The 22272-nt window shown below is 46.6% G+C and carries 22 protein-coding genes; 2 read left to right on the forward strand and 20 right to left on the reverse strand.

Annotation, left to right across the window (positions count from 1 at the left end):
* Nucleotides 1-152: 152 nt before the first annotated feature.
* Complete coding sequence (locus tag HY807_08970; protein MBI4826532.1) at nt 153-920, reverse strand: 3',5'-cyclic-nucleotide phosphodiesterase; 768 nt, start codon at nt 918-920, stop codon at nt 153-155.
* Nucleotides 921-1057: 137 nt separating this feature from the next.
* Here HY807_08970 and HY807_08975 point away from each other — a divergent pair, with 137 nt between their 5' ends.
* On the forward strand, nt 1058-1735 hold the full coding sequence (locus tag HY807_08975) for a Crp/Fnr family transcriptional regulator (protein ID MBI4826533.1): 678 nt from the start codon (nt 1058-1060) through the stop codon (nt 1733-1735).
* A gap of 119 nt (nt 1736-1854) precedes the next feature.
* Nucleotides 1855-2835, forward strand: coding sequence for a guanylate cyclase (locus tag HY807_08980; protein MBI4826534.1), 981 nt, complete (start codon nt 1855-1857; stop codon nt 2833-2835).
* 7 nt (nt 2836-2842) lie between these two features.
* On the opposite strand, the gene HY807_08985 is transcribed toward HY807_08980, so the two are convergent.
* From HY807_08985 to HY807_09075, 19 genes are all read right to left on the reverse strand, one after another.
* Nucleotides 2843-3352: an NYN domain-containing protein gene (locus HY807_08985; GenBank protein MBI4826535.1), complete on the reverse strand. Its 510-nt coding sequence runs from the start codon at nt 3350-3352 to the stop codon at nt 2843-2845.
* 58 nt (nt 3353-3410) lie between these two features.
* Complete coding sequence (locus HY807_08990) at nt 3411-4112, reverse strand: prepilin-type N-terminal cleavage/methylation domain-containing protein (GenBank protein MBI4826536.1); 702 nt, start codon at nt 4110-4112, stop codon at nt 3411-3413.
* Between the two features lie 264 nt (nt 4113-4376).
* On the reverse strand, nt 4377-4670 hold the full coding sequence (locus HY807_08995) for a hypothetical protein (protein ID MBI4826537.1): 294 nt from the start codon (nt 4668-4670) through the stop codon (nt 4377-4379).
* 42 nt (nt 4671-4712) lie between these two features.
* Nucleotides 4713-5534 (reverse strand): hypothetical protein, encoded by an 822-nt coding sequence (locus HY807_09000; GenBank protein ID MBI4826538.1) that lies wholly within the window; start codon nt 5532-5534, stop codon nt 4713-4715.
* 48 nt (nt 5535-5582) lie between these two features.
* Nucleotides 5583-5813 carry a type II toxin-antitoxin system HicA family toxin gene (locus HY807_09005; protein MBI4826539.1) on the reverse strand — a complete coding sequence of 77 codons (231 nt, stop codon included), beginning with the start codon at nt 5811-5813 and terminating at the stop codon, nt 5583-5585.
* The gene (locus HY807_09010; GenBank protein MBI4826540.1) at nt 5810-6034 is read right to left on the reverse strand and encodes a type II toxin-antitoxin system HicB family antitoxin; all 225 of its coding nucleotides are present in this window, start codon (nt 6032-6034) and stop codon (nt 5810-5812) included. Before HY807_09010 ends, HY807_09005 begins: the two co-directional genes overlap by 4 nt.
* Nucleotides 6035-6243: 209 nt before the next feature.
* Nucleotides 6244-6528 carry an XRE family transcriptional regulator gene (locus HY807_09015; protein ID MBI4826541.1) on the reverse strand — a complete coding sequence of 95 codons (285 nt, stop codon included), beginning with the start codon at nt 6526-6528 and terminating at the stop codon, nt 6244-6246.
* Nucleotides 6529-6532: 4 nt separating this feature from the next.
* Entirely contained in the window at nt 6533-6847 is a 315-nt protein-coding gene (locus HY807_09020; protein ID MBI4826542.1) for a type II toxin-antitoxin system RelE/ParE family toxin, read from the reverse strand.
* A gap of 216 nt (nt 6848-7063) precedes the next feature.
* Complete coding sequence (locus HY807_09025; GenBank protein MBI4826543.1) at nt 7064-8650, reverse strand: HEAT repeat domain-containing protein; 1587 nt, start codon at nt 8648-8650, stop codon at nt 7064-7066.
* A gap of 195 nt (nt 8651-8845) precedes the next feature.
* Nucleotides 8846-10816 (reverse strand): molybdopterin-dependent oxidoreductase, encoded by a 1971-nt coding sequence (locus HY807_09030; GenBank protein ID MBI4826544.1) that lies wholly within the window; start codon nt 10814-10816, stop codon nt 8846-8848.
* Nucleotides 10817-10855: 39 nt separating this feature from the next.
* The gene (locus tag HY807_09035; protein MBI4826545.1) at nt 10856-11452 is read right to left on the reverse strand and encodes a 4Fe-4S binding protein; all 597 of its coding nucleotides are present in this window, start codon (nt 11450-11452) and stop codon (nt 10856-10858) included.
* Nucleotides 11452-13347 carry an NADH-quinone oxidoreductase subunit NuoF gene (locus HY807_09040; protein MBI4826546.1) on the reverse strand — a complete coding sequence of 632 codons (1896 nt, stop codon included), beginning with the start codon at nt 13345-13347 and terminating at the stop codon, nt 11452-11454. The genes HY807_09035 and HY807_09040 overlap by 1 nt, the downstream gene beginning before the upstream one ends.
* A 31-nt stretch (nt 13348-13378) precedes the next feature.
* Nucleotides 13379-13858 (reverse strand): NADH-quinone oxidoreductase subunit NuoE, encoded by a 480-nt coding sequence (nuoE, locus tag HY807_09045; GenBank protein ID MBI4826547.1) that lies wholly within the window; start codon nt 13856-13858, stop codon nt 13379-13381.
* Nucleotides 13842-15836, reverse strand: coding sequence for an anaerobic carbon-monoxide dehydrogenase catalytic subunit (cooS, locus tag HY807_09050; GenBank protein MBI4826548.1), 1995 nt, complete (start codon nt 15834-15836; stop codon nt 13842-13844). Before cooS ends, nuoE begins: the two co-directional genes overlap by 17 nt.
* A 14-nt stretch (nt 15837-15850) precedes the next feature.
* Nucleotides 15851-18064: a CO dehydrogenase/CO-methylating acetyl-CoA synthase complex subunit beta gene (gene cdhC, locus HY807_09055; protein ID MBI4826549.1), complete on the reverse strand. Its 2214-nt coding sequence runs from the start codon at nt 18062-18064 to the stop codon at nt 15851-15853.
* 23 nt (nt 18065-18087) lie between these two features.
* The gene (locus tag HY807_09060) at nt 18088-19425 is read right to left on the reverse strand and encodes an acetyl-CoA decarbonylase/synthase complex subunit gamma (GenBank protein ID MBI4826550.1); all 1338 of its coding nucleotides are present in this window, start codon (nt 19423-19425) and stop codon (nt 18088-18090) included.
* Between the two features lie 37 nt (nt 19426-19462).
* Nucleotides 19463-20398 (reverse strand): acetyl-CoA decarbonylase/synthase complex subunit delta, encoded by a 936-nt coding sequence (locus HY807_09065; GenBank protein ID MBI4826551.1) that lies wholly within the window; start codon nt 20396-20398, stop codon nt 19463-19465.
* Nucleotides 20399-20426: 28 nt separating this feature from the next.
* Nucleotides 20427-21206 (reverse strand): dihydropteroate synthase, encoded by a 780-nt coding sequence (locus tag HY807_09070; protein MBI4826552.1) that lies wholly within the window; start codon nt 21204-21206, stop codon nt 20427-20429.
* A gap of 258 nt (nt 21207-21464) precedes the next feature.
* The gene (locus tag HY807_09075; protein MBI4826553.1) at nt 21465-22238 is read right to left on the reverse strand and encodes an AAA family ATPase; all 774 of its coding nucleotides are present in this window, start codon (nt 22236-22238) and stop codon (nt 21465-21467) included.
* Nucleotides 22239-22272: the final 34 nt, after the last annotated feature.

The raw sequence follows: 22272 nt of genomic DNA on the forward strand, positions 1-22272 counted from the left end.
TCTATATATGGCAGCGCTTGAACTCGAAAGAAAATGGACCGTGCCAATCAGAGGCTGGTCTGAGGCCTATTCTCAGCTTGCCATATTGTTTGAGGACAGGGTACAGTGAAAATTGGACTTACACAGTTCGTGAGACACTCCCGAAAGCATCGTTATATCGTAATGACCGTCTTGTCGTTGATCACTTCAATATTGAGTTTTTTAAATCTTTTCAGTTCTTTTGTCACCTGATTTTTTAAAACAGGGTTTATGTGGGTGATGAATATTCTCTCCGGTATCTTTGTCATCTTCTTCAACTCTTCCGCAAGTAAAGACGGGGTGAGGTGCCCGGATATAGAGGCGAGCTTCTTCATTGAGTCAGGGAAGGCAACTTCAATAATAAGGGCTTTAACATCATGGCCGCTCATCATCTCCCACAAGTTATCAGTCGGCCCTGTGTCGCCTGTATAGACAAGGGAATTGCCCCTGGCGTCCTTAATAATATATCCGTAAGCCGGCACCGGATGATTTACCTTTGCGGTACAGACCTGATAATCGTTTATCTTCATACAGGTCCCTGCTGCCAGTTCATGAAATTTCAGGACGGGGTGCTTCCTGTTTGGAATAACGGTGAAGTCCGGCCATATCCTGTTGTTGAAGATATGTTTTTTCATATCGCTCAGCACATCTTTTCCGCTGATGACCGTTAAGGGAGGTTTATGGCTTCCGTTCACCATGTTCTCAGCCAGAAAGGGGATGCTGTTTATATGGTCGAGATGGGAATGTGTTATAAGGACATGGCTTATTTTTTGCTGAGCGATATTATTGAGGACACAGGTTGATGTGCCAGCGTCAAGCAGCAGAAAATCGTCAAGCAAAAACGCCGGCAGATTGTGTCCCGGCATTCTCGCGCCTGAAGAGCCCAATACTTTTATTTTCATATAATAGAAAAAATATCTAAAATAACCGGGTCGAAAAATTAACAAAATTATTATACCACAACAATTTTCAGATATGCATAATTATTTAAAATCGGTTTCGAACATGCTATAATTCTTGTGTTTTAAACGTTAAATATATGATCATTAATGCCCTGAAAAAGAATAAGGTATTTTCTTCTCTCGCTGACAAAGAGATTAAGGAGATCAGCGCTCATTTCAATGAGCGTGATTTCAATAAAGATGAGGCCATCTTCATGGAGGGCGACCCGTCTGACTGGTTCTATATTGTAGCTGAAGGAAGGGTGAAGGTGGTTAAGCATTCCATCAACGGGAAGGACGTTATTCTTGAGATAATACTTCCCGGAGAGGTCTTCGGCGGCGTAGCGGTCCTGGACAAGAGGCCTTTTCCCGCGTCTGCCGAGGCTATGGATAATGTAAAGGTTATACGGATAAGCCGTAAAGACCTCTTTGCCGTCATGGAAGCCCATCCGTCCCTGAACCTCACAATTGTAAATTATTTCAGCGGCAGGCTGAGGAACGCGTATGATACTCTCAGGGATATCGCAGCTGAACGGGTGGAGATCAGGATAGCATCGCTCCTTTTGAAATTATCTGAAAAGACAGGGATTGAAGAGAATGGTTTTGCAAAGATAGGATTTCCTCTTACCAGGCAGGAGATGGCAGAGATGGTCGGCACTACGGTTGAAACGGCGATAAGGACGATGAGCAAGTTCCAGAAAAAGGGCATGATAAAGTCTTCCGGCGGCAGGGTCTGGGTCAATTCGGATGCTGTCAGAAAATTCCTTGAGGCTTAGGTTTTGATAGGTTTTCATCTCTTCCGCATGCTTGATTTTGAGAATATTTTAGGGTAAATTTATATACTTTATTTTTTTTGCACGAGTTCAAAATTGAATAGTACCGGGGAATAAGCATAATGGATATAGAAAGCTGCAAGAAAACAGCTTCAGTTTATACGTGGCTTGGTATTTGCGCTTTTGCTTTTATACTCGTTTTCCTTTTGCCCCTCGTACTCCCGTTATTGGAAAATGTCCTGCCTTATGGCCTTTTTTATTCATTGATAAGTTTTGACAAGACCTTATCCACGATCATAGTTGATATGGTTCCTTTTAATATGAGCATGAAGATATTTCTTTGTGCTGCCATCGCGTTCTTCACGGTTCTCTTGCTCTTCTTTAATCATCAAAGGAAATATTACAACGATCTTGCTGTAAGCACAGGGGTCAGGAGGGATTTTGAAGCATTGAAGGTTAAGGCCCATCTCCCTGACAATTCAAAGGTGCTCACTCCGCTGAAAGAGAGGCTTGAATCAGGCGCGGTGTCTGGCAGGGGAGACAGGGATGAACTGATAAAGCTCTTTGCCGAGACAAAAAAGAAACTTGACAACATGGGAAAGGATCTCGCCTTTCTTTCAATTGATATAATGGATTCGACAGGCATGAAGCAGGGCGAGGAAAAGGCGGCGATAGAGCATGATTTTAAAGAGTATAAGCTCATGGTAGATAAGATCATATCCAGGCATAAGGCGCTGAAATCAGCATGGACGCCTGACGGTGTCATGATATGTTTTTCAGATACAGAGGACGCGGTAAATGCGGGCAAAGATGTTATAAGGTCTTTAGATAATTTTAACAGGCATGTGAAGGCGATAAGGCAGAATTTCAGGGTGAGGTGCGGAGTTAACTCCGGTTTTGTCTACTGTGATGAATCAACTCCGATGGAAGAGATGAGTGACCGTGTAATAGATATCGCAGGACACATGCAGAAATACGCTCAGCCGAACAGCATATTCGCGGGGAAATCGGTCGTCGGGTCATTGCATGACCGTTCAGGGTTTGAGCCTGCGGGCAAAGTGGTGGACGGACTGGAAGCAGCTGCATGGAAAGATACAGCCTGATCTGCTGTCAAAGTTTCTTCAGCGCCAGTGATCTTCTCTTATCACTTTTCGATAGTTTTCTTGGATTTCCTTTAAGTCCGGCAGTGGATGGATAATCTTCATCATCGTCATTCTCATCATATATTTCCGCTTCATCATCTTCTGACATCAATGCATGATCCAGTCTTCTTTCAAACTCATCTGATGTAATAGCTGCCATATCATTTCTCAATGCAGCATCAGATATCTCTCTGTCAGAGCTGATGACTATCCAGTCTCTCTTTTCACGGGTGATCATCTTTATAATAAGGTCATCTGCTTTCTCTGCAACCTTTGAATAAATGACAGTGACATTTCCTATCTTTTTTCTTTCACCTCCCGAATCGCTTCTCTTCCATGCATCAAACACGATAGTTATATCATGCCTCTTGAGCGCGGAGTATCTTGAGAGCTTTTCAATGATCTCTCTGCGCGCTTCTTCAAGGTCATTATGCCCGAGTCCGATAAGATTATAGCCGTCAATCAGCAGGTATGCCATTGATGTATTATATCAGAAGATAGCTGGTAACTTCTTGATAATATGAGGATTTAAGGAGCTACATCGGTTCAGAGGACAGATCAGACTTGCCGTTGTCAAAGTAATAGACTGAAGCCACCGAGTCTGTAGACCATTCTGCTTCTACTCCGTTAATACCGGTTATCATGCGGTCTTCAGAGGTATTCTCTGGTGCCGGCTCAACTATTTCAACACGAGCCGGAATTATCAGATCATCAGGGCCGGCTGACAACTGAGCTGTTACTATTGACGTAACACTGATCACATTCCCGCCGGTGCCGTTGGAAGTACCGTCAATTACAGTGTCAAGCGACTCTACATATTTGAGTTGATCCGCTGTAAATGCAAGGCTGCAGTCAGCATTCGCGCATATAGCCATAATATTCTTTGGAGGAGTCTGGCCGTCATTGCCGAACTGAACCCAGAAATTCAGGCTGCCGATTGTTACGGGGTTCTCATCGGGCTCATTAATAAATCCGGCTGCCCTTATGTCATCACCTACAGTAGGAGTTGCGCCTGTGTTGCCTATTATGCCGTCTTTGTCAGAGTCCCCGGGGAACTGGCCTTTTCTGTCAATATAGGTCCATACAGCGGTCTCCCACTCCCTTACCGAGTTGTCAAACTTCTTGATACGTGCTGATTCGATAAGGTCCTGCCCTTTCAAAACTGCGCCGATGATGATGCCGATGATAACAAGGACTATCGCAAGTTCGATCAGTGTAAAGCCTTTTTGTTCTCTCAATCTCTGAATTGTTTTCAAGATATGTAATCCCCCTAATGCTTATTTGTGATATTACTTAACCTTACAGAAACTTCGGCTGACCTGTCAACTGACTAAGCATTATACATATCTGATCCTGAAGTAGAGGCCATTTCATTTACAGTATATTCCCAGAAGACGGCGAAGCCGCACCATTGACCCGATCTCCCTCGCAATTATTGTTGATATATCCATCTATTCTCAGGTTAACAGCTAAATGTCAATAGTTAAGTCTAATCAAAAGTATCAGTAGCATACCTCAGGAGTAGCCGGGCACCAGGCAGAGCAATCTGAATTTGTATAAAAGAACGGGTTGCAGGTAGTAACCGTCTGCCGGCATGTTGCCAAATCCGCGGTCACGATGCAGGAATCGAAAGTGCCTGAACCGAAGTAGCAGACGCAGGCGCCGGGATATGATTCACTGCCGGAGACCGTTCCGGATGATTCCCCTCCTCCAGAACCGCAGCCCGACAACCATCCGAGAATTACGCAAACTAATATGATGGCAACCCATTGCTTCCATAATACTTTCCACGCCATACAACATCTCCATTTGGTCTCACGCATGTTCTATTATTAATGCTATTCTTTATTGCCAAGAAATAGATCGAGCACATGCCGTGCATTTTTTGTATTGAGCATTAGAGCTCCGTGTCCTTCATTCGGGTCTTCAATGCTTTCAATGACTGTTGCGCCTTGTTCACGAAGCCATGCGGTTGTTCTTCTCATGCCTGTAATGCCGTCGCGGTCGGGATTTAGATCGCGCGCGCCTGCCACGGTTATCCAGCGTGTGTTTAGTAACGGATGGTCACCGAATGCACCCTCAACGATTGAGCGCGTTGGAGGGTAATCAAGGTTGACCCCGCCGGAGCTCGCGACAATAAGTGAGAAGTAGTGTTTGCCCCGTCCTGCATCAAGAGCGGCGACAGCATAGGAATTGGCAGAGCCGCGGCTGAAACCGTGCAGCATCACAGAGTCGGGCTTCACGCCAATCTTCCGCAGCGCTATATCTATTTCACTGTATATTTGCATCGGTTTATAGTAGGATTTGCCAGTGTCATCTGTGCCTATCCACCACTGCAGGCTTATCAAACCCACATCACGGTTTTTAATATTCGGACACCAGATCGCGAGGTCATCCGTGGCAAAACCATGACTGCCATGCAGTGAAACGATCCAGTACGCAGGAACTTTCTTATCGGACGCTTTCCACACCACGATAAAACTCCGGCCGTCGGATGTAGGAATGATCTCAGGGTTTAATTTTACTGAGTCTGCAAACCTTCGCCCGTTTTGAGCCCTTTTGTATACCTCAGCGGCATTGCCTGTCAGCTGATCAATATCTGCAGAAAAAGATTGCGAGGATAGAATAAGAACAATAATAATTGCGGAGAAAATCTTCATTGATATCCGGCAGAGTAAAGTTATCAGGTCATAGTTCAACATCTTCCCTTATTTCAGTAAATCGTTAAATTCTTCTATAGTAAGATTTGCTTCTCGCAGGATGCTCTTTAATGTTTTGGGATGGATGATTTTGCCGGAATGATACGGGATGGTTGTTCTTTTCCCCTCATTGTTTTTGTATATCTTATGACTTCCGCTTTGTCGTGAGAATGAGAATCCTGCTTTCTCTAAAGCCCTGATCGTTTCAGCAGCCGTTATTCTCGGCAACTTCTCGGTCATACCGCTACTTCCATCAGGGTCAAGCTCACGGATTCAAATTGCGGGATATCCTCGCCGTTTTCAATTCTGTCTTCAATATGGAGTCGAATCGCGTCTTTGATGTTCTCTGAAACTTCCTCGTAAGTATCTCCCTGAGTATAGCAACCCTGAAGCTCCGGGCAAGAGGCAAAATAGCCATCGCTGTCTTTTTCAATCACTACTGAAAACTTATATATACTCATATGCTGGCCTCCTGTTTAATTAGCCTTGAATAAATTATAGCAGATAAAGGTTGATTTTGATTATTGTGGTTCGTCAGCATAGGCACGGATACATAGCTGTTCATGCGCATGCCTGTTAAGATTGAAGTTATCAGATCATACTTGAAGTAGTCTCTGCTGTCTCCGAAATATTTTAGTTGTACCATGGTGAATATGTAAGTCCATAGTCACTATGCGGCCCATTTAAGGCTGATACGCATACCGGCCTTTGTCGCGAGAGTGATAAGCATTTCCAGGCTGAACTTTTCCCATTTTCCTCTTATTAGATCAGAGACGCGGGACTGGCTTACGCCAAGAAGCTCAGCCGCTTTTGCCTGTGTCAGTTTCTTGTTCTTGATGAGCTTTCGCAGGTCAGCCATTATCTCAGAACGCATCTGAAGAATTGCGGCTTCCTCAGGAGGAAACCCGAGATCAATAAATACGTTGCCTGAAGATTTAATAATATGTTCCTTCATGATATTATCCTCCAATTTGCTTGTATCGTTTGCAAGCTAATTCGACATCGTGTTGATTAGTTTTTTGGCTCTTCTTTTGAAAAGAATGGAGCACATATATTGCTTCCTTGAACTTTGCTACGTAAATAATGCGCCATTCTCCCAGGACATGTATACGAATTTCCTTAACTCCACGTCCTATACTGGGCATAGGTTTCCAATCATTAGGCTCAAGTCCGCATTGAACGGAATATAATTCAAAGCCCGCTGCTTTACGAGCTTCGTACGGGAAATTCCGTAAATCGTCGAGGCTTGAACCTATGAAGTTCAGGGTTTTCATTATCTGGTTTTATAATATATAAGTTTTTATATATTATGCAAGCAGTAACTTCGAGGGTGTTTTAAGTCTTTATAGGCACGAATACATAGCTCTTCATGTGCATGCATGTTAAGATTGCAGTTATCAGGTCATATTTGAAGTAGTCCCTGCTGTCACCGAAGTATTTTAGCTGTACCATAGTGGGGATTGCTTAGATGTTACCGAGCAAGTCGGAGACTAGTCCGTTCTATCATAATAGTTAGGTCTGACGTCCTTCTTGCGATTAATATATTTTAATGCTTCTGTAGTAATGAATCGAACTTCTGAAACATCATCTTGTAAAAGATGGGTTAAATTTTCTATTGCTTTTGGATCTCCGATTTGCCCCAATGCCCACGCCGCTCTCCACCTAAAATAAGAGTCATCATGCTTCAAGAGATCAATTAAAGGTTCAACAGCGAGAGAACCAAAGTCAACTAAAACCTCCGCTGCTATTATTCTTACATCACTATCCTCGTTATTCCAAGCTTCTATCAAAACTTCCACTACCCTTCTATCCTTCATCATCCCTAATGCCTCAACAGCCCCCTCTCGAACCGACCATTCTGGATCTTCTAATAAGCCTGTTAACGGTTTGATTGCTCGAGTGTCTTGAATCATCCCCAAGCCAAATGCAGCTCTACGACGAACCTCACGGTCATCATTTTTTAACATTATAATTAAAGTTTCAACCGCCCGGGAATCCCGAAACTCCCCCAAAGCAATTGCAATGCTTATTAGCACATTAGGATTCTTATCGTTTGAGGCTTTAATAAGAGCATCAAGTGCCCTATCATTTTCGGAATGATATAAAAACCTTGCAGCGTTTTTTCGAACCACCCAGTCATCATCGTTTAATAGGGGAATCAAGTCATCATCTGCAGCATCACCTATATCAGTCAAGGCAAATATGACATGATTTTGCAATACTTCTGACTTGTTTCTTAAAGCTTTAATCAGAGGCTTTATTGCAATAGGGTCTCCAATCTCTCCCAAAGATCTTGCAGCCGAACTCCTGACATTCATGGACTCATCATTATTAAGAGTATCAATTAGAGCCTTTACTACCTCAGGATCACTGCTAACTTTCAATGACTGTGCTGACCTGCTTCTTGTGAATTCGTCATGGTCTTTTAAGTTAGCAATAAGTGGTTTATAAAAATCAGGGCCCTTAGCCTTTAAATAATATTGGGAAGCTTTCATTCTTCTTCTTTCTTCCAATCCTAATTGTCTTCTATTTTTTAACAAACCATACATCTTTGCATGTTCCCTAAAGCGAATAAATTCATCTTCCCTTTCCAACATTCTTTTAAAAACCATTGTTTCATATCTGTCAATTTCATAATTTCCTTCAGCTTTGTCAAGTTCTGATTTTCTTACATCAAGTTTGGTCGGAACCTTTTCTAAATATATTATTGAATCTTTATCCTCAAGAATAAGAAACTTATATCCGGGTTTGTAAATTATCGGCTTGTTCTCAACAACTTGTGATAAAAAAGGGATAGAGCTAAAAAAAAACTTTCTGTAGGTTGTGAACTTCCCATTCTTATCAGAGATAACTTCTTTAACATCTTCAAAGCTCGAAACACTACCTGCAGGAGTTGCGGTTTCTCTGTCCCATGATCTTACAATCACTGCACCTTCAATAGGTTCCCCAGTTTCCCTATCAATTACCTTTCCGCTCCAAGCAAGAGACTCTGAAGGATTGGATAGCATGAGCAAAAATGTAACAATAGAAAAAAAGAAAAGAACTTTCTTTTTTTCAAGGATTAAATAATTATTCATACAGGATTTCCTCATAAAAATCATAGATCAATGATATATTACAAATGGTCGTATTTCATGGAATTGAGATAATTATAGTCGTATGAGTAATGAAATGTAAATACAAATCATAAAAAAACGGCATCCTGTTTTTAGGCAGGATGCCGTTATAAAAAGATTCTGGACAAGCCAGAATGACAATAATTGTTCTAAGTCTTATTTTCCAGCTAAAGTCTTTTCAGTCTCCTTAAGCCACAGAAGCCTTGAGCTGTTTATCACTGACTTATTGATCTTATCATTCAGGTCAACAGGGTTCACATCAAGGCCTTTTACTTTTTCAAAAGCATTAACCTTAACCTTTGCCTTTGTCTTGAGCGCCTTCTTGATATCAACCTTTGCATCTTTGAGCGTTGCCTTCATCACCTTGGCGATATCAGCGAATATGTCCTTGTGCTGTTTCGCATCGCCGGCAGGGGAGGCTGCTTTTGAGACCTTCTTCACCTTGCCTAAGTAGTTGACGATCGTGCCGGATGACTCAAGGTATGACGCAGCCGGAAGAACTATGTCAGCCTGCTTTGCCAGGTCTGAAAGATACGGTGTTTGTACGATGAGGAACTTTGCGTCAGCCTTCTTTATCGGCGGTTCGCCTACAACATAAAGAACATCGTTCTTGCCTGATGCGATATCGCTGTATGACTTTGCACCTGCGGTAAGTCCTGAAAGAACTACGCCGCGTGCGTTTGCCTCATAAGGCACAGCCACAACGCTGACGTTGCTCACAAGTGAGAGGTTGTTTGCTGCTCCGAAGAGGGAAGGGGAGCAGAATATCACAGGTGATGATGCGGCTGCGATTATGTCAGCCGTACTGTCTGACTCATCTGATGTCTTTACTTTGGCAAGCGCAGCATCAAGTTCCTTTGTAGACTTTGAGCCCTTTGATACGAGAGACATTGCTATTGAAGCAAGAGCCTTTGCATCTTCTATAACAACAAGCTTTGCGCCCCTTGCGACTCTCTTCTGTATCGCTGCGTCAAGCGCGGGCAGCACTCTCGTGTACTGTGATGTTGCAAGGCCTGCGACTACTATGACATCAGCAGAGTCGAGGTCAGCAGATGCTGAGAGGTTCATCGCCTCATCGCCTGAGTAGAGGCTCACTGTCGTGTCTATATTCTTTGTCTTTACGGCAGATGATGCGAGGCCGGCGAGTGCTGCCGCATCCTCGTTCAGTATATTTGCCGTGCTGATGATTGAGGCATTCTTGCCGGACTTTTTAAGCTTATCTGCGACTATGGCAAGCGCGTCTTCCCATGTGGTCTCTTCAAGCTTCTTGCCGACCCTCTTCATCGGAGTGTTTATTCTCAGGTCAGATGTGAGGGCGTCAAAACCGAATCTGCCCTGCGCGCATATATATTTCTCAACAGTGCCGTAATCTCCGGCAGAGTTGATCTTTACAACAGTATCGTCCTTTGAACTCACAACTATGCTGCATCCGTTTCCGCATGAGAGGCAGGTTGATGCGGTCTTCTCATACTCCCACTCTCTTCCTTTTCTCCACCTGTCAGCCTCAAGCAGGGCGTTAACAGGGCATGCGTCAACACAGCTTCCGCAGAAGGTGCAGGCAGACTCCTGAAGCGGTTTGTTCTGCGCGGTAACGACCTTTGAGCCGACTCCTCTGCCCATGAAATCAAGAACGTTGGTTCCCTGTTCCTTGCATGCCCTTACGCATTTGCCGCAGAGGATGCAGTAATCAGGGTCTCTCTTAATGAAGGGGTTTGCAGAATCTACAGGGTAGCCGAAATCTTTTCTCGTAAATGTCGACTCTTTTATCTCATGCTCATATGCGTACTTCTGGAGGTTGCAGACGCCGGCCTTTGTGCATGTCATACAGTCAAGAGGGTGCATCGAAAGAATGAGGTCAAGCACGAACCGTCTCATCTCAAGCACCTTGTCTGTATTGGTGGTGACATTCATGCCTTCCTTCACCTTGGAGGTGCAGCCGGTCACAGGGCCTCTTCCGCCTTCGACCTCAACAAGGCACATCCTGCACGCGCCGATACCCTTCATGCCCTTAAGGTAGCAGAGGTTCGGTATATGAACACCTGCCTTTTCAGCGGCATCAACGATAGTCACTCCCTCGTTAACCGTGACCTTCTTTCCGTCTATTGTTAAGTCAACCGTTTTTGACATATATGCATCCTCCTGATAATGATTAAACTTTCAACTTTATTATTTAACAGTTCCAGCCATCTCTTTTGACGTTATAAGTACTATCGCTGCGTCAGGGCATACCTTTATGCACTCTCCGCATTTTGTGCATCTCTTCTGGGCTATCTCCATAGGCTGATACCCTGACAGGTAAGGCTTCCTCTTTTCGCCTGTTATCGCATGGTCTTTACACGCGTCAAGACATAATCCGCAGTTCGTGCATTTTTCAGGTATGATCAGGTAGCTGCTTAATGAAGTGCACTCTCTCTTTGAACAGTCTCCTGTCAGGTGCCCTGCGAAATCCTCGGCAGCTATTTTATCAAGTATGAATGCGGCAGTGTCTTTGCCTTTTTTGCACATTGACGCCTCAAGCATGTTAGTTCCAATTCTTCTGAGGCGCTCTATGTCTTCATCAGATGCGATACCTGCAACGATCTTCTTCAGCCTGATATTTGCCTCATAGCTTCCGAAAGAGCAGGGGAAGCATCTTCCGCACATCGGTTCAGACAGGAACTCTTCAACAAAGACGAGAGCCTGCTGTGCCGCGCACTTCTTCTCTTCAGCCTTTGCCTGAACATCCTTCATCGTCATTACTTTTTCTTTATTATCTTCTGTCATTATTTACTCCTCTTTGACGAGGGGGATAGCTTGCCCTTCTGCTTATTTATCTTTACCGCCTTGATGGGGCACGCGGTGTAGCATGCCTTGCATTTTGTGCAGTAGTCCTGATCAATATAGAATGAGTGCTTCAACTCCTTGACCGCTCCAAAGGCGCAAGCCTTTTTGCAGAGCCCGCAGAGGAAGCATTCATCATGGTCTATGGTGTATGTGCCTAATCCGCTGCATACCTTTGCGCGGCAGTATTTATCATGGATATGCTCTTCATACTCTTCCCTGAAATATTTGATCGTTGTCAGAACAGGGTTAGGCGCGCTGTTTCCGAGTCCGCATAAAGAGCCTGCGATTATCTGCTCTCCGATCTTCTCAAGCTTCTCAATGTCGCCTTCCTCACCCTTGCCGGATGTTATCTTCTTGAGCAGCTCCAGCATATGATATGTCCCTATCCTGCAGGGCGGGCACTTGCCGCATGATTCAGACTGCGTGAATGAGAGGAAGAACTTTGCCACATCCACCATGCAGGTCTCCTCATCAAGCACGACCATGCCGCCTGAGCCCATCATGGAGCCGACTGAAACGAGTGAATCAAAATCAACCGGCAGGTCAAGGTGTTCGGCTGTTATGCATCCGCCTGAAGGGCCGCCTGTCTGTACGGCCTTGAACTCTTTGTCATCAAGCATGCCGCCGCCGATCTCAAAGATTATCTCTCTCAGGGTTATTCCCATCGGGACCTCGACAAGCCCTGTGTTCTTCACCTTTCCGGTGAGAGCGAAGACCTTTGTGCCCGGAGAGTTCTTTGTGCCTATGGAGCGGAAATAATCAGAGCCTTTATCTATTATTACCGGAACGCATGCGTATGTCTCGATATTATTCAGGTTGCTCGGGAACCCCCACGGGCCGCCGCCGCGTTCAGAGAGCCTTGGAGGCCTCGGCCTCGGATATCCTCTCTCGCCTTCAATAGAAGCGACAAGCGATGTTGACTCGCCGCATACGAACGCGCCTGCGCCTTCTCTTATATCTATTGTGAAACTGAAGTCAGTGCCTAAAATATTCTTTCCCAAAATACCCAGATCTTCAGCCTGCTTTATCGCTATCTTGAGGTTCTCAACTGCAAGAGGGTATTCATGCCTCACATATACAAATCCGTATTGCGCGCCGATCGCGTAAGCACACAGAAGCATCCCTTCAATAAGGCTGTGAGGGTCGCCCTCCATGATAGCCCTGTCCATGAATGCTCCGGGGTCGCCTTCGTCGCCGTTTGCAATGACAAGCTTTATATCGCTCTTAGCTCCCTTTGAATGCGCCCATTTTCTACCGGCAGGGAATCCCGCTCCGCCGCGGCCTCTGAGGTTCGCCTTGTCCACTTCATTAAGCACATCGTCGCTGCTCATTGAAGCCAAGGCTTTCTCAATGCCTGCGTAACCGCCGACCGCGAGGTAATGCTCGATATTGCGCGGGTCAACTATGCCGTTATTCCTCAGCGCTATTCTGAGCTGTTTTTTATAAAAAGGTATGTCAGGCATAAGCGGGACCGGTTCGCTCAGAAAGCTGTCTCTGTAAAGCCCCTGCCTGTAAGCTGAATTGCCTTTTATAGAGTAGTCCATTATCGCGGGTACATCGGTCGTCTTTGTCCTCTGATAAAAGATATTGTTCGGCTCAACCTTAAGCACAGGCCCTTTCTGACAGAGGCCCTGGCATCCTGTCTTCACTATATCAACGGCTACGCCCGATGCAGCAGCCTCTTTCTCAAAGGCCGCAATGACCTTGTGCGCGCCTGTTGCCGTGCAGGCGGTTCCGCAGCATGCCCTGATCCTGTGCGCGTTCGGATCAAATGTCTCTTTGCTTAATTTATCTCTGAGCGCTTTCAGTTCGTCAGTATTTTTAAGTTTTGCCATATAATTTCACCTATCCTGATGGAGTAGCCGGTTATTCTTCGCTTTTTATCAGATCTATTATCGCAGCTATCTTCTTTCTGTCTATCTCGCCGATGATGTCTTCATTCACTGTGGCAACAGGGGCAAGGCCGCAGCATCCTATGCAGCCGACCGTCTCAAGCGTCATGGAGAGGTCAGCTGTCGTCTCGCCTTCTTTGATCTTGAATTCATCTTCAAGTGAATGCATGACCTGAGCCGCGCCTCTGACATGGCACGCGGTGCCTGTGCAGACCTTAACTATCTTCTTTCCGCGCGGCGTGAAGTAAAACTGTTTATAAAATGACGCGGTGCTGTAGACCTCGGAAAGAGGTATATCAAGTTTTTCAGAGATCATCTTAAGCGCATCTTCCGGAAGGTAGTTCATCTCATGCTGCACCTTCTGGAATGTATGTATGAGAATGCCTCTCTTCTTATCCTTCTCTGAGATGACCTCTCTGATATGTCCTATGGTCTCATCAACCTTGAGATTCATTTATCCCTCCGACTCCTGCGTGGGGCGCGATCTCTCTTCTCGCTGCCATATCCATGAGAACTCTCTCTGCTCCGAATTTGCCGGGCTCGTATTTTCTGAGCTTTAACGCTTCTCTTGCGTCGTCAATATATTTAAGCGCAAGCTCAAGCATCTTTTCAGGAACAGGCTCAAAATGAAGCGCGCCCTTAAACCTTTCCATCCAGGTCTCTGTCATTATCTTTGTGACTTCCGAGCTTGCTCCGACTGGCGACTCGCCGCCGAATATACATGGAACGCCTGATGCTGCGAAATAACATCCAATCGCGATCGCCTTTTCAGACATCCACTCAGGAGCGATACCCACAGCCGGCATTCCGCCTATCTCATCAGACAGCCCGCCCTCGGCTGCCATTGCTGAAGCTATTGTCAGTATCCTTGAATTGTCAACACATGCCCCAAGGTGAAGGATAGGGGGGATACCGATAGCCTCGCATACTTCCCTTAATCCCGGCCCTGCGTTCTCAAGCGCCATCTCAGGTGTAAGGTAGCCTGCAGTTCCGCATGCTGCCGAGCCGCATCCTGTTGATACTATAAGAACATCATTTTTGATAAGTTCGTTCACAAGGTATTTGTGGATACCGGTTGATGCCACCCTCGGGTTGTCGCATCCTGCCAGGCCGACAACGCCGCGTATCCTGCCTGCCATTATCGCATCATTAAGCGGCCTGAATGAACCTCTCCACCTGCCGCCCTGCATGTATTCGATGTATTCATGAGAAAAGCCGCCGATAAGAGATGCCTTATGAGATATATGGCTGCCCTTTGTCGTTCTGTTAGGGAAGTTGTCGCATGCCATTTTGATTATCTCTCTTGCAACTTCTTTTGCACGGTGCTCATCATACTCGACATGAACAGCTCCCTGTATCATCGCTTTTTCACTTGTCGTTATTATCTTAGTGTGGAATTTCTTTGAGACCTCTGTGATGGCAGGCATTATGCACTGCACGTCAACTGTCATGGCGTCGATCATGCCGGTCATGATGCCGAGTTCCTGATTCGTAAAGCCGCCTGCGGTCGGGATACCGTGCCTCATGAGTATCTCGTTTGCCGTACAGCACATACCGCCGAGGTTGATGCCTTTGGCGCCCTTTGATTTTGCGTATTCGATCATCGCAGGTTCTGATACCGTATCTACTATCACCTCAGCAAGGGTTGGTTCATGGCCGTGGACGATAAGGTTTACCTCGTCTTCCTTGAATATGCCGAAGCTCGCCTCAGCCTTGATAGGCGTCGGAGTTCCAAAGAGTATATCGCTTATGTCGGTTGAGATCATGCATCCGCCCCATCCGTCGGCAAGAGCGACCTTCAGGCCGTGAGTGAGAAGGTGGTCAGGGTCATGGTCAACGCCGATGTTAGTACGGTGCATGCCCTCAACGATCTCCCTGTCAATGCCGCGCGGAACGATCTTCCATTTTCTCCATCTCGCAAGCGTCTTTTTCGGCGCCCTCTTTGCAAAATTAATCTCGCCTTTCTGCCTGCCGAAATCTTCGATAAGCATGGTTGCGACATCTCTTGCAACATCATTGACAGGCCTGCCTTCAAAATTAATATCAAGATACCCTGCAACCCTGTATAGTTTCTTTACGTCAGTTATCTTGAAATCCTTTGCCTCTCCATTAGCAACCGAGAGGAGCGTCATCGCCATGTCACGGGCATGGTCGGAATGTGCTGAAGTGCCTGCTGCTATCATCCTCAGCATATTTCTTGCAGCAACGGTCGAGAGGGTCGCGCCGCAGACGCCTCTTGCCTCTTCTTCCGCATTCTTGCCTATGAGCCTGCACGGCCCCATATGGCATACCTTGCAGCATGCACCGGTCTCACCGATAGGGCAGGGCTTCATCTTCGCAGCACGGTCAAAGCATGTCTCTATCTTGTTGTCTGTTGCCCAATGAATTATCTCTTCTGCTGAAGTGCTTGCGCTCTTTACGGGTTTATCCATATCGTCCTCCAAAATTAAAACATCGGGTCCATCTCAAGTGCCGGATGCCCGACGCTTGAGAGGTACTCTAATAATTTCTCTGAATCTTCTGCTATTGACTCGTCTGCTATCTTGTCAAAGAGGTCAGGAACTCCCGCCTCTTTTGCAAGTTCTTTAAACTCTTCAGCCACGCGTTCTTTAAGGTTCTTGGACATCCAGACAATCCTCTTGATACCGCCGTCAGCGTAGAGGAACTTTTTGCTGGTTACGAAGTTGACGCCGATACCCATAAATCCCGGGTTCTGCATTCCGCCGCCGACCGCGCCTGCGAGAGTAGAGAACTTCATTCCGGCAGGCGTCATTCCTGAATATCCGCGGTTGACTATCATGACGCCGTTTGCCTCCGGTATAAGGGCAATGATACATTCAAAGCAGCCGCATGATGTCATGGGGTTGTCCATAATCGTATAGAGGTTCAGTGTCTCGATGGCGCCGCCTGAATTTGCCTTCAGGTAATCGTCAACGCCGGTCCACCTTCCTTTCATCGGATCGGTTGCCTCTCCCTTCAGGATAGGCTGGTTGCCTCCAGTTGGGGATATCTCAAAAGCAGCCTTGCAGTCAAGCCAGTTGTACGCGCCGCAGAGTCCGAGCCTCTCGGGGCTTATTACGCAGACATGAGAAGGCGCGAATGACTGGCAGAGCAGGCATGAATAGAATGTGTCAACAGATTCGTCTGTCAATCCAGCAAGCCTGTGGTCTCTTTCTTTATATGTGGCCCTTGCCTGGTCCTGAAGCTCAAGCACATCTTTCTCATCTACATAAAGCGTGACCTGCACCTTATCAACGATTGAATTAAATCTGTGCTTTGCCATGGTCGCCTGGATTATGCCTAAGTGCTCAAGCGTGATGCCGTCGTTGTACGCCTGCTTGCTTACGCGCATCCATACTATGTCGCGCTGCCCCATGTGCCATAGGCCCTGGGCTTCGTTTATATTGTGGTGAAACTTTCTTTCGATGATGGCTTCAAAGTCATTCTGCATCTTTCTTCCTGCCACATCAACAACAACTGCAAGTGGCATCATGCCGCCTGCCTTATATCTCGCTTCGACATCTGTGCCGACGATAGTGACCTTGCCGTCCTCTATCTCGTTAAGCTCTTTTGTCCTGACCCATTCAAATGCAGGAGTGCGCTGGCCGCCGAACTCGATGAACATATCTTCCTTCCTGATCCTCTCACCCTCAAAAGCAGGGCCGTACGCGATCGGTATCGGGGGCTTGGCAACAGTGACCTTGAGACCTCTGACCTCTATCGCCTTCTGGACGATCTTGGTATGGTCGAACTCCTTTTCAACTTCTTCATATGTACATACGCCTGTAGGATGAATGACAGGTATGTCAGTGTCGCAGATGGCAGGGTAGCCCATGTTTATCGCGCCGGCTCCGGTTGCCCACTTGAGGTCATTAAGCTCGCCGAGCACGAGTGCGAATGCGAATATCCTGTCTTTGGAATATTTCAGCAGGGTCTTGTAATCGCCGGCCTTGTTCCCGCCGAAGATCATAGGAGCCCTTAATGCCCAGCTGAGCGCGTAAAGCGTATGCTCTGTATCAGGGCCTAATGCGACTATATATGTATCCCATCCAAGCTCGACCTTCTGGTTCAGAAGCTGTCTGGTCACGCTCGTAAGTTTGCCGTTCTTGTCTTTTGACTGGCCTGAGAGAAATACAAGTATGTTCTTCTCCTGAAGCTCTCTTACTATCTTGACGGCTGTTTCTTCATCCGGAGCAGCACCAAGTATAGCGGCAAAGCCGGGCATCCTTCCGTCAACGAGCTGTATGCCGAGGTTCCTCTGGATAGTGTCTGTGATAAAACCGTTATAGGTGAAGTTCGTTTCAGGGTCTGTCACAGGCTCAAGCCCGTTGATATATCTGAGCGCAAGATATATCTCTTCGGCAAAGAGGGTTGCCATTCCAGAATCAAGCGCCTCTCCGAGATACGGCTTCCATATCGTCTCATCCGGCAGCGAGTGAAGCTGTTCCTTTGCCATTCCGAGTGCGACCTTCATGTCTGCGAGGGTCTTTACCTTGAAGCCGGTCATGCCGTAGATCATTGGAAGGTGGTACGCGGTATCAGGGAATTCAAAGACAAAGTCCTTCCCCTTTTCAGCGATAGCCTTCTCAAGCATATCCTCTGTTCTCTTTACAATCTCGTGGGAAGCCCGTATAACTGCAGAGGCTATAATCTTTGACATCTTATCCTCCTAAATATTTGAAATTACCTTGACTTTAGATAAGTGGGAAGCGCGTTGGCCTCTCTCGGGCCGACCGTTATCTTCCATCCTTCAAGCTTGTCCTCAAGCGCGCCGCTCAGTATCGCGACCTGCCCCGGGATGATAAGCTCTTTCTTGCTGACTTTATCACTGATGCCGCTCTCCTGTATGAAGGTGGCGATCTTTGAAGCTATGAATTTTCCTGCTGCCCATGCCGTAAGAACTGAAAGGCCTTCGCAGTCCATTACCGCAAGCCAGCTCGGCACCTTGCTGTTCTCTACCTCACCTGAGACTATGAAATATGTAAGCGAGAAGTTGGTCGTTATCATCAGAGGTGAATCAGCAGTAGGCCCGCCGACCTCATATATCGCCTGCTTGACCTGCATCGGGACCTGCGGATCTGTGTATATATTCTGCCTTAATGTGTACAGTGCAAGGTTCTTCCACTGCTCTATGCTGCTGAGCACAACGATAGACGCGTATTTCAAAATAGCAACAGACGCTATAGTTGTTTCTAACATGGAATCGTCTCTCACAACATTATTAATGATAGGGAAGCCAAGAGGCTTGAATCCCTTCTTTAAGGCGGCACGCCTTATCTGGGTATTGTTCCCAAGTATGGCCCCGGCTGTATTTGCGCCTGAATCAAGAACTATATTCTCAACGCCGAGCGCCTGCACCTTTTCAGACAGGGCGCTTAAAGCATCAAGCCCGTCAGCTTTAATAGCTAGAGGTATGTTGTTCTCTTTGGCTATAGCTGCCATGGCTTCAGCATTGTCAGCGGTTGCGCAGTAGAGCAGGGGCATTCTGGCTGCGACAGCTTTAGCTGCCGGGCCTGCTATTGAGGCGTTGCTACAGTTGAGTATCAATGCTGCGTTCGGCGCCTTTGCTGCAACAAGCTTTACAGCAGCCTCATATTTGGCGCTGTCATTTGAGACACACTCAATAGATATTGCGTCTATCCTGAGCTTCTGTCCTACGCGGTCCAACTCTGAGCCTGCAACTTCAGCTGCCTTTGCAGAGAGTTCGGCGTCGCTGAGGCTGTCTTTGATATTCAATGCAAGAGCGCAGGGGTTGTAGAATTTTTTGTCATGCCTGAAGAGCACGCCTTCAGCGCCCATCTTTACCGCATGTTCGCCTGTGCCGAGGCTGAAGCTCTTTATAGGCGGAGCAGACGCGTCACCAAGGCTCTTCTTTGCTTCTTCTGAAATGTCCGGGCATAAGGAGAGCTCGATACCGCCCTGTGCAAGCTTCATCGCAAATGCAAGGCATGTGGGAAAGCCGCATTTTTTGCAGTTTGTTTTCGGTAAGAGTTTGAATATCTGAATGCCTGACAGTGCCATTTAATAACCTCCAAAAATATTATTCAGTCAATTTTAATTAAGCAAGTTCCTCAATAACTTTATTCAGAGTCTCAACAGCCTTTGGATGCCTCATTATCAGCAGGTTCGCGCCGGCCATGAGCATGGAGGTTGCGGTAACGCTTTCCCATGCGATGCCTCTTTCATTAAGAGTGCCCCAGCCCTCAACATCGGGAGCTGTAGTCTCTTTCGTCTTCCATACATATATGCCGACATCGCCTATAATAGGCGGCTGCATTGTGGCATCGTTCTGAACAAGGCCCGCAAGCCTTATCCTCTCCATGACGGAATATGTATATTCAAGCCCGTAGCCTAATGCAGAACACATCGGGTCGGTTATCAGCCTTGATTTGTCAAAACCCATCTGGGTGATGAGGATGTTCAGCTGCTTTGCAAGATTGATGTCGAGTTCAGACATCGCAATGAGCTTATGGTTATGTGCAAGAGCGGCAGCTACGATGGTTTTGTAATTGCCTTCCTGCGCCTTGCCGATGATGCAGTTGTATCCGCTTGCAGCCTCTGCAGCCGCGACAAGGACTGTAGAATCCTTCTCAATGTTGTTGGAGCCGAGGATTATAAGAGGGACACTGATAGCTGAAAGAACATCTTTCACCGTCTTTGCAGCGTCTGCCGCTGAACGGTTTTCCCTGTCAGGGTGAGTGCTTATCAGCCTTAATGCGATCGCCTTGGCGCCTAATTTGTCCTGGCAGTATTTGGCCCATGTCACAGGGTCGCCGCTGACATCTTTGTATGCGTCTTTAACAGTGTCAGGCCAGTCATCCGGCGCAATGTCCTGTATCTCGTACGCGATAACAGGCCTGTTCGGCACTTCACCTTCAAATGAAAGGAAGGGCAGGGAGGTTTCTCCTCCGATAGTCACCGCTTTATCATCCTTGCCAAAATCCAGTGAGAGGACTTTCCCGTTGTAGCTTTCTTTCGGTGTCACAAAAGACATATTAAAACCTCCGTGATTACGATTTTATTTACATTTCAAGATATGAATCGGCATATAAGGTGTTTCCGAGAAAGACCTCTGTTGTCTTGACCACGTCCATAAGGTCTTTATCAAGCGGGTTCATGATCGCTGATGAAAGGCCTTCATACATGAGCAGGGAGAGATATACCCTGTCAATAAGGCTTCTCATTATTTTCGGCACTCCGTTGGATATATTGCTTAACCCGACAACTGATTTCATATTTAGCTCTTTGAACATCCTGACTGCGTTAAGCGCGTGTTTTGCCTGGTCCTGTGTTGTGCAGACCTGAAGGATGAGAGGGTCAAGATAGATGTCCTCCATCGGAACGCCGAGGTCTTCAGCCCTTGCCATTATCTCTGAAGCGATAACCATCCTGTCGTCAGCGTCAGCGGGAAGCCCGCCCTTGCCGACTGTCAGGGCTATTATCTGGGAATTGTATTTAGCTGCGAGCTCAAGCATTATGAACCTTTCAGGGTCATTTGATGTCGAGTTGATAAGGGGTTTTCCCCACTGGTTGTTATGAGCTTTAAGTCCTGCTTCAAGCGCTGATGCGTTTGTCGTGTCAAGGCAGAGCGGGGCTGAAACCTTCTCTTGTATGCTCTGCACCATCCATGTCATGAGGTCATCGCCATTCACTTCAGCAGGGCCGATATTGACGTCTATAATATGCGCGCCTGCTTTCCACTGCGCCATGGCAAGCTCCTGTATCGGCTTGGGGTCGCGGCTGTTCATCGCCTCCCTGACTTTTTTTGCGATTATGCTGATTTTTTCGCCTATGATTATCATCTATGTCTCCTTTGAGTTTTTTAATGTTAAAAAGTATCCGCGTTAAAGCTTTAAAATATAACATATTAGAAGTGATTATTTCATCACTTAAACGGAAATTAAAATTTTAAATGGGCAGCGAGTGTAAACCCTGTCCCGATACCTCGGGACAGACGGGTCAAGCGAGCGAATATAATGATAATAATTCATTAACATTAAGATTCCCCATAGCTTGCTAAGGGGAGTCTTTAATAATCAGGGGCTTTTAAAACAGATATATTAAGGGATATTCAGCGAATCCAGTATCTTAAATAACGCAGCTATTGAATCTGAATCTGCCGGCAGGTCAAAGACAGGCTTTCCGCCAAGATCAAACTTGAAGATATTCTTGTCATCAGGGATATTGAAGATATTCTCTACAGGGATTTCGATCTCGCTTATCAGATCTTTAACAGTCTCAAAGTCCCGGTCAGATACCCTGTTCACGATAAGAACCCGCTTTCCGGCTTCAAGCTTCAGGTCATTTGCAAGGGAGTTGATGCGTTTTATCGTCTGGATCCCCTTCTTCGTAGGGTCGCTGACCATGAGGAGCAGGTCAACTTTGTGGGTGGTTCTTCTGCTCAGGTGCTCCATGCCTGCCTCATTGTCGAGGACAACATAGCTGTAGTCGTCAGAGAGCTTGTCAGTATACTTCCTTATTATATTGTTGGCTGCGCAGTAACAGCCCGGGCCTTCAGGCCTGCCCATTACAAGCAGGTCAAATCCTTTTGCCTCAATGACAGACTTCTGCACCTGATAGTCGAACAACTGTTCAGAGCTCATGCCTCCGGGGCGGGCGCCTCCTCCGCGTATCGTCTCAAGCGACTGCTCCCGCAGGTCACCGATCGTAGCATGAACAGGAACGCCGAGCGCTTCATTGAGGCACGCATTGCTGTCCGCGTCAACCGCAAGCACAGGTTTTCTCTTCTTTTCAGTAAGGTAACGGATTGTAAGCGCGGCCAATGTGGTCTTGCCGGTCCCGCCTTTGCCCGCGAATGCGATGGTGTATGACATGATATAAAATATCTTTTTTGAGTAAGGTTAATCA

This window comes from Nitrospirota bacterium, from assembly GCA_016207885.1.
In the GTDB taxonomy this organism is placed as follows: Bacteria; Nitrospirota; Thermodesulfovibrionia; order UBA6902; family UBA6902; genus JACQZG01.